Origin of the sequence: Streptomyces hilarionis, assembly GCF_024539675.1 — a bacterium.
Taxonomy (GTDB): Bacteria; Actinomycetota; Actinomycetes; order Streptomycetales; family Streptomycetaceae; genus Streptomyces; species Streptomyces hilarionis.
Genome location: NZ_JAHHIT010000383.1, coordinates 1 through 711, shown reverse-complemented (window position 1 = coordinate 711; position 711 = coordinate 1). Strand labels below are relative to the sequence as shown.

1 protein-coding gene is annotated in these 711 nt (G+C 51.5%); it reads left to right on the top strand.

Annotated features, from left to right (window positions below):
* Positions 1 to 228 precede the first annotated feature (228 nt).
* The coding region (locus KMS84_RS43655; RefSeq protein WP_256921252.1) for a hypothetical protein at positions 229 to 711 on the top strand (483 nt) is incomplete at its 3' end.

Genomic DNA, 711 nt, shown 5'->3' with positions numbered 1-711 from the left:
ATACTGTGGACGCCCAAAGTTAGATAGGGTTCCCATGGACATTGGCGCTTTTTCTTACAGAGATATCCCTTGGCTACCGTTGAGCACATCCACTTCAGTCCGCATGACCTTTCTGTCAAAGACCGCCTGATTACCTACTCGTCGAATAGCTCCCGGGTAGTAATCGAAGGGCTACCACAAATTTTCTGGGTAAACGGCTTGCCCTGGAGAGAGGCGAACCTCTGGGCTATGGAGCGTGTCACCAATGGGGAAGCAATCCTAAAGACCGTTTCCAGCAACGTTAATGGACTGCTGAACTACGCGAAGTTTTTGGAGAGCCGCAGACTTGAGTGGTTTGAGTTCCCGTCTCGAAAAGCTGATCGGTGTCTCGTTCAGTACCGTGGGGCGCTTATTAAGGCGCGAGATGCTGGTCATATCAGCCCAGCAACGGCCTCCGAGTACATGCGCAACTGCATCAGTTTCTATAGGTGGGTCAGGAAGCGTGGGCTTCTATCTCCGCTGTTGCCACTATGGAAAGACAAGCGCTTTTTCATCAAATACTTTGACCAGGTTGGTTTTGAACGAACCTTCGCTGGCACTACTACCGATCTGGGGATTCCCAACCGGAAACGCATCGGGATCACTTTGGAAGGCGGGTTGCTTCCTGTCACCTCATCTGACCGCGACGTCATTCTCGATTTTGCAAAACGTAATGCCTCGCCTGAGCTGTAC